This is a genomic window from Paenibacillus sp. TY11 (assembly GCF_059772165.1).
This window is the reverse complement of sequence record NZ_JCBAIQ010000014.1, coordinates 52,194-62,891: the sequence shown is the minus strand read 5'-3', so window position 1 is coordinate 62,891 and position 10,698 is coordinate 52,194. Positions and strand designations below refer to the sequence as shown.

At 44.2% G+C, this 10,698-nt stretch carries 7 protein-coding genes; 4 read left to right on the top strand and 3 right to left on the bottom strand.

Translation table 11 applies throughout. The annotated features are described in order from the left end of the window. Positions 1-565: 565 nt before the first annotated feature. Positions 566-2,095, bottom strand: a complete 1,530-nt coding sequence (locus tag AC6EJC_RS17030) for a glycosyltransferase (protein ID WP_444954987.1) — start codon at positions 2,093-2,095, stop codon at positions 566-568. A gap of 243 nt (positions 2,096-2,338) precedes the next feature. Here AC6EJC_RS17030 and AC6EJC_RS17025 point away from each other — a divergent pair, with 243 nt between their 5' ends. The 3 genes from AC6EJC_RS17025 to AC6EJC_RS17015 are packed head-to-tail and all read left to right on the top strand — an operon-like array spanning position 2,339 to position 5,026. Next, positions 2,339-3,202, top strand: a complete 864-nt coding sequence (locus AC6EJC_RS17025; RefSeq protein ID WP_444954986.1) for a glycosyltransferase family 2 protein — start codon at positions 2,339-2,341, stop codon at positions 3,200-3,202. A gap of 43 nt (positions 3,203-3,245) precedes the next feature. Then, a complete protein-coding gene (locus tag AC6EJC_RS17020) occupies positions 3,246-4,388 on the top strand; it encodes a DegT/DnrJ/EryC1/StrS family aminotransferase (protein WP_444954985.1) in 1,143 nt (380 codons plus the stop codon). Then, the gene (locus tag AC6EJC_RS17015) at positions 4,385-5,026 is read left to right on the top strand and encodes an acetyltransferase (RefSeq protein ID WP_444954984.1); all 642 of its coding nucleotides are present in this window, start codon (positions 4,385-4,387) and stop codon (positions 5,024-5,026) included. Before AC6EJC_RS17020 ends, AC6EJC_RS17015 begins: the two co-directional genes overlap by 4 nt. A gap of 198 nt (positions 5,027-5,224) precedes the next feature. Here AC6EJC_RS17015 and AC6EJC_RS17010 read toward each other — a convergent pair whose 3' ends face one another. Together AC6EJC_RS17010 and AC6EJC_RS17005 are read right to left on the bottom strand one after the other, a co-directional pair. After that, entirely contained in the window at positions 5,225-6,814 is a 1,590-nt protein-coding gene (locus AC6EJC_RS17010; RefSeq protein WP_444954983.1) for an alpha-L-rhamnosidase-related protein, read from the bottom strand. A gap of 22 nt (positions 6,815-6,836) precedes the next feature. After that, a complete protein-coding gene (locus AC6EJC_RS17005; RefSeq protein ID WP_444954982.1) occupies positions 6,837-8,240 on the bottom strand; it encodes a glycoside-pentoside-hexuronide (GPH):cation symporter in 1,404 nt (467 codons plus the stop codon). Between the two features lie 388 nt (positions 8,241-8,628). Here AC6EJC_RS17005 and AC6EJC_RS17000 point away from each other — a divergent pair, with 388 nt between their 5' ends. Then, positions 8,629-10,698: a bifunctional aldolase/short-chain dehydrogenase gene (locus tag AC6EJC_RS17000; RefSeq protein WP_444954981.1), complete on the top strand. Its 2,070-nt coding sequence runs from the start codon at positions 8,629-8,631 to the stop codon at positions 10,696-10,698.

Below are 10,698 nucleotides of genomic sequence, written 5' to 3'. Positions count from 1 at the left end.
AAGGTGACCAAGGACCACAAGGCGTTCAAGGACCTCAAGGTGACCAAGGACCACAAGGCGTTCAGGGTGATCAGGGAGTTCAAGGACCTCAAGGAGACCAAGGACCTCAAGGCCCTTAAGGAGTTCAAGGACCTCAAGGCCTTCTCTAATCAAAAGTTAAGGTATATGTAAATTTAAATGGCCCAAAGGTTAATTATAACCTTTGGGCCATTTTTTTGTCGCATGAACGCTAAAAAAATTTGTCGAAGTTCCATTTCAAGTAGACACTCGAAAAAAACTTGTGGTGACATGAGGAAATGAATGCTTGGAAGTGCATATGTGGAGGCAGAAAGCTATTGAAAGGTCGCCGAAAAGATGGGGATTTTCTTTTCACATCTCGAAACAGAAAAGTTGTATCCTCACCAGTGTAAGTCAGAAGCAGGGATACATCAAGCTGTGGAAGAACATTTACTTTTATAATTCAGCGCTTTCAAGCTAAACTCAAACAGCGCGCGCCGATTAAGTATCGGCACGCGCTAACTGTAGAAATAATTTTATCTAGTGTTCTGATTATCCTTGTTGAGATTTACGGCAATACAACTACTTTTTCTTTACAAGAGGCAATAAATTTTGCATATTGAATGCAAGTTTCTAAGGAATCATCTGGTTCCATTGGCCACCATCGTATGGCTCCCATGGGAGCTTTGGAAGCATAGGTTTCAACTTCATTGGGAACACGGCCTACAACCACAATTTCTGTCTCCTTAAAGTTGTTTTCAATGCCCTCTTGAAGACTCTTTAATAATTGGATATTCTCTTTTTCAGGACTGGAATAGGGAATAGGGAACAATATTGACGATCTAGAAGTGTCTTCTTGAATAACATGAGCAGATTTCCGAGCAGGAGCATTTGTAGAAGTCTCCCATATACGACTATAAGGCAATTGCTCTGGTAAACCAAGTTCCTTCATTCTCATATAAATTCTTTGAAGATAGCTTCTATTTAGTTCTCTTACAAGAACCTGAATCTGCTTATTTCTAAGGAAGGTGGTGTTATTTCCATTTTCATTACGATATTGGATATATAGCAAATCGGGAATAGCTACAAATTTTGTACAAAGAAACGTTCGAACCAGCATATCGTAATCATCTGCTACCAGCAGTTCATCGCGATGTCCTCCGATCAGATGATAACAGTCCCTCGTCCATGCACGTGGATGATTTGGTAAACCGACCAAATGACGAATGGTTTGTGCATTAATGGTTGTATGTTTTTGCGCATTTTGCCATCTGTTCATTTTATGCAGCCAGACTCGATAATGAATACTGTAACCAAATCCACAATCCCAACCATACCAATGAGCATTATGATTCCCTACATACACCTCAGTACAATCTCCATATACAAAGCCACATTCAGGGTTTTGTTGAAATGCCTTAACGATTTTCTCTAGGCAGTCAGGAGTTAACTCATCATCATGATCGACTTCAACTAAAATTTCCCCTGTACATAGGCCTGCTGCATACCTTTTGATTGCACCTATATAGCCATTGCGGGAGTCTTGGCGATATCTCCGCACACGGTGGTCCTTTAGAGGCAGTAAATATTGCTTATATGTCTCATCTTCATCATCGGAGTCATCCACAATTACCCATTCCCAATTTTGATAAGTCTGCTTCAACAAGGATTGATAAGGTCGCTGAATTTTTTCTTTTGACCTGTAACTGGCAGTAAAGACGGATATTAAAGGTGTGTTTGAAGAAAATTGGGTTGAAGGAATCATCCTATTCTCCGGGAGAGGATCTGTTGCTTTGAGCCAGCAGAAAAATAAATTTATTGGCCGAATCTCGTTTGGTGATTGGAAGTGTAACCAGCGTTTTTTTTCGTGAAAAGGCATCAATTTTAGTGTTGTAAATGCTCCCCACTCTTCTCCCAATGAAACGTAGACTCGCGGTTTGTGAACGCTGTTGTCTAATATTGGATCATCAGGCTGATACAAAGTCACTGTGATGTGATTTTCTTCTAACTTCTCTATTAATTCCTTTAAATCTTCCTTGATAATCTTTTTTGATACAAATATATGGGCTGTCAATAGTGGAGTGAAATCCAGTGGCATGATCATTCTCCTTTACGGGTTTCGAACACCGACGAGAGCGAAGTGTCGATTCAGACGGGATTTTTTGTTAAACCGTTCCATTTTTTAATCATCATTTTATTTTCCAGTAATATATATGTATGTGTATGTGAGCAAAAGGTTACCCACGTTGAAACCAATGAATACATCAGACTTTTTAGGTGTATATCTTGAGGCACCTTCGTTAGTTCTTCAAGAAGAAGCACAAAAGAAAGGTGGAGGAACTTGGAATACCCATTAGTAAGTATAGTTATCCCTGCATATAACCGACCTCATACACTAAAAATCGCCCTCGAAAGTGCATTGGAACAAACTTACCCGAATATCGAAATCATTATCTGTGATGACAGTACCACTCCTGAAGTACAAGAGATGCTTGATCCTTTTTTAGATTCGTTTCCCCAAATCCAATATCATAAAAATGAGAAGAATCTTTTTCTTGAAAATTGGCACAAATGTTTTGACTTAGCATCAGGGGAATACATCAATTACTTGATGGATGATGACGTGTTTCATAAAGAAAAAATAGAAAAAATGATCCATTTTTTTCGAAATTTCGAAAACATCACACTCGTTACCAGTTATCGACAAACCATGAATGAATCAGGGGCTTTTATCCCACCGAACTATGCAACGAAAAGGCTATACGATGAAACTAGAATCATGGACGGAAAAATGTTGGCAAACGTTGCATTAACCCGGTGTTTAAATGTGATTGGTGAACCCACGACAGTGTTATTTAAAAAAACAGATCTTATCGAACGCTTTGGAATATATAAAGGGAGACAGTATTCTCTTCTTAATGATTTAGCTTCTTGGTTGACTTTACTATCCAAAGGAAAAGCCGTTTATATTTCTGAAGAGCTAAGCTATTTTCGAATACATCCTAATCAAAATAATCAAACACTTGGTCCAAAGGCGTTCACGGAATGGTTGGATATTATGATTGCCTCAAGAGATGACGGATTTTTGGATACTAACGATTTGTTTAAAACTGCTCTTCATTCTTATCATGAACGTATAAAGGGTCTCCCACAATTTGTTTCAGATGTCGAGCGAATTGAAACGATATTAACCACGTTAGACTGAACATTCTGGCTTTACTCATCCCCTGTGCGAAGGAGGCTGGATCATGTTTGAAATTCCCTTCTTACGACCTAATTTAGTAAAAAAGGAGCGATTTATTGCTAATTTCGAGAAAATAGAAGAGAGTCGGATTTACTCCAATTATGGTCCCCTAAATAAACGTTTTGAAGAGCAAGTCATTAATCAAATGTTTGATGGAACCGGTTCAGCAGTGACCGTTCATAACGCTACCATCGGGTTGATTCTGGCGATTTCTCAAAGCAAGCGACCCCAGGGCAAATATGCGGTTATGCCAAGCTTTACTTTTGCTGCTACTCCACTTGCTGCTGAGTGGTGCGGCCTTATTCCCTACTTCCTTGACATTGAACCGGAGAATTGGCAAATGAACAGGGAGCAGTTAGAGCAGACAGTCAAGCTGCTGGGGGATGAGATTGCGGTAATCGTTCCTTATGCCACTTTCGGTACAGCCATTGATTTATCCGTATACAATAAGCTGCTGGAGCAAGGAATTCCGGTAGTCATCGATGCTGCTGCTAGTTTCGGAACTATGACTTCGGAAGAAGAAGACGCACATTTTGGAAAAGGCTTCGGAGGAGCCGTCGTATACAGCTTTCATGCCACCAAATCCTTCGGTATTGGAGAGGGTGGCCTAGTATATAGTATGGACCAGGATCTCATTAAGCGAATTCGTCAGGCGGGGAATTTTGGTTTCTCCAGCAGCAGGGAGTCTGTTATCCAAGGTCTTAACAGTAAGATATCCGAGTATACCGCTGCTATCGCTTTAGCCACTCTCGATCAATTCAAGGCTGTACGGGAGAATAGAAGGACCATCTACGAAAATTATCTTCAAGAACTGTGCCGAGCAGGCTTATTAGAACAAGGATGGTCTATACAAAAACTACAAGGATCAGTGGTTCACCAATTTATATCCATCCTTAGTCCAGGCTCCCACAGCAATCAAGAAGTTGTTGAATTACTAGCCTCTAATTCCATAGAAGTCAGAACCTACTTTTCTCCAGCATGCCATCAGCAGAAGCAGTTCCAAAGTTATCCCCACTCTACGCTTGATGTTACCGAGTATATTGCAAAACATATTGTCAGCCTACCCTTGTGGGAAGAGTTGAACGAGACAAACGTTCAAAGAATTGTAAAAGTACTCGGGAGCTTAGGAAGAGAGAAAACGAGATGAGAAAAATTGTCATTTGGGGCTCGGGAGGACATGCCAGGGAGATTAATTGGTTATGTGAAGAGCTGGAAATTCAAGTGGTAGGGTTTTTAGACGAACGGCCTGAGACGAAAGGTCAGGTGGTAGATGGCGTTCCTGTACTGGGGACGTTGGCTGATATAGAATTGTTAAAACATGAGGTAGAGCTCCTATGCGCTGGAGTGGGGGACCCGGCATTGAAGAAGCGATTTGCTTATGATACCATTCGATCAGGATTTCGTATATCAGCCCCGCTAATACACCCTCATGTTCGCCTGTCTCGAAGAAATGTCATTGGGGCGGGAAGCATGATCTTTGAGGGGGCTGTCATCTCTGACAATATTAAGATCGGAAATCATGTAATTATCAATCGGAGTGTCAGCATCAGCCATGATGCGGTTATTGGTGATTATGTAACCATATCCCCAGGGGTGAATCTGGCAGGTAATGTAACCCTAGATGATGGAGCCTATATTGGCATTGGAGCCTCGGTACGGGAGAAGCGTCACATCGGTTGTTGGTCAGTGATTGGTGGCGGAGCATTTGTCAAAGACGATATACCCGAATTTACTATGGCTGCAGGTGTACCTGCAGTCGTTAAAAAACGACTTGATATTCCCTGAGCCTTCTTCCTTTGGAACAGAGCGTATTTGATTCGTAGCAATATGCTTTGGTATTCTTGCAATCGGCAGCGCTATCACGGATAAGAAGAAACTTGATTTTTATTATTGATCAGACGAGGGCAATTAAGTGATTTACCTTCCAATAGGCCGCGTCGGAAAGGTTCTTATCACCCGATCCCGGCACGGCCTCATTATATGTTAAAGCTTATACTTACGAATTAGATAGGTTGGGGTGCAGCTCCACGCGTGACAATAGCTGTTGATCAGATAACTGCCGTAGGGTGAAAAGGCTTTGTTATGGGGATCGTACAACTCCCAGAACGTATCGGCTCCGTCCCGCAGCATGCCTCCCCAGTAGGATTTGAGGTGCTGCACAGCCCCATCCCGATCACCCGTAATCAGCAAAGCTTCAACCAAATAGTGATGCATATATGGTGTTGTCAGGCCAATTTCGGGTTTCTCAGACAGCAAGTGTTGCATTAGAGCTGCGTTTTGCTTTGCATCCAGCACTTCGGCTAAAACCATCCAGATTTGCCCGGCCCACGAAATTTGGCGGTCGGGACCACTAACGAAGAAGCCTTGTTTTTCATCCCACAAATGGACAAGTGTTGCTGTCATAACGTCCTCTAAGCGCTGATTCAGGAACTGAATCTTGTCAGGATCAACCTGCTCAGCCAATTGAATAGCTCGTTTTAAGGTGTAGATAAGTATGGCTTGTGAAGGGACTTGCTTATCCAGTTGCTCATGCCAGTCAATAAAAGACCACCAATCGTCGCTATGCGGTAAAAGATGCTGTTCATTTAGAAGCTCCAGAGCCAGTTCCACCTGACAGTAGGCGGTCGGCCATAGCTCCTGCAAGGTGCTGCTGTCCTGAGTGGCTCTGTAGTAATCATACAAACTGACGGTGAACAATAAAGAATAGTCGAACAAATACGTATCATCCGGGATAAGTGATGGTGTAATGAACAGATTGGCTGAGACTTGGCCCCGGTCATCGGGTACTCCTGCGAACAAGTAGAGGCAGCGTTTGACAAGCTCGTTATTGCCATAGGTTTCGTAATTTGCCAACGCCTGAAGTCGCAAATCGCCCAACCACAATCGTCGGTCTCGCTTAGGGCCATCCTCGAATACTTCCTGCATACAATTTCGCAGAGTACGGATGCTCACTTGATCAATATCCCGCAGGAGTGAATCAGCATGTTCCAGCGGGATAAGCTCTGAAGCATCTGCCGAGGTCACGGCTTGAATTTGTACGTTATCGAAGGCTACCCGATATTTCATAGATGTATCTTTAATTTCAAATTTCACATAACGAAAACTGTAACGGCGTGGTAACTCAATGACACCCGGCAGCACGTCGATATATATTGTTTCCTCCTGTAACCATGAACTGCTAATCCAGCCCGTATAATTAGAAAAAGGTTCAGCGACTTCAACAGGCATCTCGCCAAAAGTCAGCTTGAGATGAAGCGGCGCATCCGGTGGACTACCGACTGGACGAACAGAGAAGGACAGATATCCCACCTGATGCGTGCCAAAGTCTAGAATAAACTCATCCCCCTTTCCATAATGCTGCTGCAACAGCGTGGAAATGGATGGAACCGGATGCGTTGTCCAGCCATGCATCGCGTCTGGATTATGGACGATCTCGACCATTCGCTGTGGCTGGACAGTGGACCTATTCAATGGCGGTAGTGCTTGAACCGCTTGCTGGATAAAAGCCTCGTTACGTACAATCGTTGTTTTTGTAGCTTGCTGAATAGGGGATCTATCTGATCTATCTGACATGTGAATGCCTCCTTTAGGATCATTAAACAGATTGAGGAAAGGACTCTTTATTTCCGTGAACATCTGGAGTGTTTTTACCCTCAGCAGCATCCAGTGCCAGATTACGTTCCTGAATATCGTTACGGATTTGTGGAAAAATGTGATCCAAACGATAAAAATACATAATAATCATCGACACAATCGTCAGCATCAATGGAATAATGAGATAATTCAGTTGAATGGCGAACAGAGCGGAAGCGCTTTGCGTTTGATTAGGAACATAATTCCCCCACGTTAGAAATACACCGGAAACAGCACCTGCCAAAGCCAAAGCTACCTTCCCGATAAAACCATTGAGTGAGGAAATAAAGCCTGCTGCGCTGATACCGGATTTCCATTCCCCGTAATCCACCGGGTCCGCCTGCATGGAGAAGTAGATCGCCGATCGAACGCCGTTTCCTAAGGCCGAAATGACGGCACCGACTATTAAACCGAAGATATGGGTGCCAGAAATAAGCATAATCAGCATGCCTGCCAAAGTGATGGCGCTTGCAATCTGAAATAAATTACGTTTGTACATATGCCGGGCCAGTAACGGGGTGACAAAGGTGCCGATAATCGGAACTAAGGAGCCAATCCCTGCGATCAGACCGATCAGATCGGGCCGATTCACATAATACGTGAAATAATAAATCAAGCTGCCTTGATGAAAAAACATGCCTCCGAACATAAAGATGATGTTGGCTGCGAAGATGTACCAAGGGGTATTTCCTTTGAGCGCCGAAAAGGTTTGAGCGACCGTCACTTTCTCCTGACGCAGCTTTACTTTTTCTTCTACATTTTTGAAGGTTACAAAAAATAACATCATGCCCACGACTGAAAAAATGACCATGGTCCAAAAGAACCCGTGTGCCTGTGAGCCGTTACCCAACATACGTACAAGCGGCATTGTCAAGACACTAACCACCGTCGCTCCAATGAAGGAAAAGATAATGCGGGTGGTCGCGAGCACCGTGCGTTCCTGTCCATCACGAGTCAGACTCGGTAAAATGGAAGCCATCGGAATATTGACCATGGTATAAGCCAGTGATAACCCCATATAAGTGAAATACGCGTAAATCAGTTTACCGACAGGGCCGATATCAGGCACATAAAAAGTAAGGATACCCAAAATACCGAACGGAATGGCGCCAAACAGAAAATAAGGACGTGATTTTCCCCAGCGCGTACGGGTTTTGTCGATAATAATTCCCATAATGGCATCTGCCACACCATCCACAACGCGTGTAACTAACAGCAACGCACTGACCGCAAGTACCTGTAGACCCATGACATCCGTATAGAAAAACATTAAATACAGCGTAATCATTTGCCAAATCAAGTTACATGCAAAATCGGCAACTCCATAACCCAAACGCTGTTTCCAAATGCCTGCCTGTGTAACCATACTCATCCCTCCGTATACCTCTTAAGATGCCTATTCGGCACGTATAGAGGATAAAATCAGCAGCACAACTTCCTGAAGAACCACGATTAGCTTATTGGGTATTCGCGATTCACTGAGAAAGTTGTGCTAGGTGCAATTTGAATGAGGCGGCTCCGGATTGCCTTCCAAACTTACATTAATTAAAGCGCTTTCTTTTTTACGTGGCAATTATCATTTTACAGATGAATATATCCGTTTTACAGGTTATTCAAAATTGAAATTTATTTTTGATTATTTTTGTATTACGTATTTTCAAATTAAAACAAAAGTGTTATAGTCTCCATAAACAAAAATAACCACTGTAATAAAGCATTTCAAAACTAAAACAGAACTTGGAGGTCTTTTTCCTATGGTACAAAGTCTGTGGAATTCTTCACAAGCATCTGAGCAGAAAAACACGCTGGAACAGCTCGTATACCGTTCTAACCTTATTGGCACAGATAGGAGTGTGTGCAACTGGGGAGGCGGCAACACTTCGGCCAAAACGACGATACAAGATTTTCGTGGACGTGAAGTAGAAGTGATGTACGTTAAGGGCAGCGGTTCCGATCTCGCAACAATGAAAGCGCATAACTTCACAGGGCTTCGTATGGAGGATATTCGTCCTTTGTTTGAAAGGGAAGATATGTCTGACGAGGATATGGTCGCATATTTGGCGAACTGTATGATAGATGCCAAGCACCCGCGTGCTTCAATTGAGACGCTATTACATGCTTTTCTGCCTTTTAGACATGTGGATCATACACATCCGGACGCGATTATCAGTTTGTGCTGTGCGCACAACGGCAAGGAAATCGCAAAAGAAATTTTCGGTGACCGTTTTGTATGGGTGCCTTATATCCGTCCTGGCTTTAAGCTGTCGAAAATGATTGCCCAAGGCGTACTCGATCATCCACAAGCTGAATTGGTATTGATGGAAAAGCATGGTCTGGTTACGTGGGGAGACACATCCGAAGCGGCTTATGTGAAAACGATTGAAATCATCCAAGAAGCAGAAAGTTATATTAAAGCTCGTCAAGAAGAAAAGCAGGCGTTTGGAGGCGCAAAATATAAAGCGCTTACTACCGAGGAACGCCGCAGCATTGCATCTCGTGTGATGCCATCGGTTCGGGGAGCGGTTAGTGATGAGAAAAAGATGATCCTTACCTTTGATGATGCAGAGGACGTGCTGGAGTTTGTGAACGGTAAGGATTCTGCTGCTTTATCCCAGGTCGGGGCAGCGTGTCCGGATCATTTGGTTTACACCAAGATGGTACCGCTCTTTGTGGATTGGACGCCGGACGTAGAGGATGTAGAAGGCCTACAGGTGAAACTGGCTGAGGGCATCGCAGCTTATAAGGAACAATACCAAGCTTATTTTGAACACAATCGGCATGAGGGAGATGTTATGTTTGAGGCTGCGCCACGTGTGATTTTGATTCCTGGTATTGGTATGATCAACACAGGCAAAAGCTGGAGCAATGCACAGGTGAGTGGCGCCTTGTATCATCGTGCTATCGCTGTCATGCGCGGGGCAACGGCGTTAGGACAGTTTGTTTCGCTCAGTGAAAACGAATCATACAACGTGGAATACTGGCCGCTTGAGCTTTATAAGCTGTCACTTGCGCCAGCAGAAGCGGAATTTTCACGCAAAATTGCGTTCATTACAGGCGGTGCAGGCGGAATCGGCAGTGCAACCGCACGTCGTCTGGTGGATGAAGGCGCGCATGTTGTACTGGCAGACCTCAATCTGGAAGGTGCGCAAGCGGTAGCCGCTGAGCTGAATGGTAGCTATGGCGAAAACCGTGCGATTGCCGTGAAAATGGATGTGACGCAGGAGGAACAGATTCAAGCTGCCTATGCCGAAACGGCGTTGACCTATGGTGGTGTAGATATCATCGTCAACAATGCAGGGCTAGCCACCTCCAGTCCATTCGACGAAACATCATTAAAAGAATGGAATTTAAATGTAAACGTGCTGGGAACGGGTTATTTTTTGGTGGCGCGGGAAGCGTTCAAGCTCATGAAGGAACAGACACTTGGCGGCAGCATGGTGTTTGTCGGATCGAAAAACTCGGTCTACGCAGGTAAAAATGTAACGGCCTACAGCTCGGTCAAGGCGCTGGAAGCGCATCTGGCCCGTTGTATAGCCGCAGAAGGTGGCGAATACGGTATCCGCGTGAACACCATTTTGCCGGATGCCATTCTGCAAGGCTCAGCGATCTGGAACTCCAACTGGCGCAATGAGCGCGCCGCTGCCTACGGCATCGAGCCAGACCAGCTGGAGGAGCATTACCGCAAGCGGACGACGCTGCTGGTCAACATTTACCCGCAGGATATCGCAGAAGGCATTGCCTTTTTCGCCTCCTCCAAGGCAGAGAAAACGACAGGCTGTATGCTAACCATCGACGGCGGCGTCCCCGCAGCCTTTACACGCTAG

Bases quoted from the DNA above. Each gene is read 5' to 3' on its own strand.
- AC6EJC_RS17030 (WP_444954987.1), bottom strand. From the start codon at position 2,095: ATGCCACTGGATTTCACTCCACTATTGACAGCCCATATATTTGTATCA.
- AC6EJC_RS17020 (WP_444954985.1), top strand. From the start codon at position 3,246: ATGTTTGAAATTCCCTTCTTACGACCTAATTTAGTAAAAAAGGAGCGA.
- AC6EJC_RS17015 (WP_444954984.1), top strand. From the start codon at position 4,385: ATGAGAAAAATTGTCATTTGGGGCTCGGGAGGACATGCCAGGGAGATT.
- AC6EJC_RS17010 (WP_444954983.1), bottom strand. From the start codon at position 6,814: ATGTCAGATAGATCAGATAGATCCCCTATTCAGCAAGCTACAAAAACA.
- AC6EJC_RS17005 (WP_444954982.1), bottom strand. From the start codon at position 8,240: ATGGTTACACAGGCAGGCATTTGGAAACAGCGTTTGGGTTATGGAGTT.
- AC6EJC_RS17000 (WP_444954981.1), top strand. From the start codon at position 8,629: ATGGTACAAAGTCTGTGGAATTCTTCACAAGCATCTGAGCAGAAAAAC.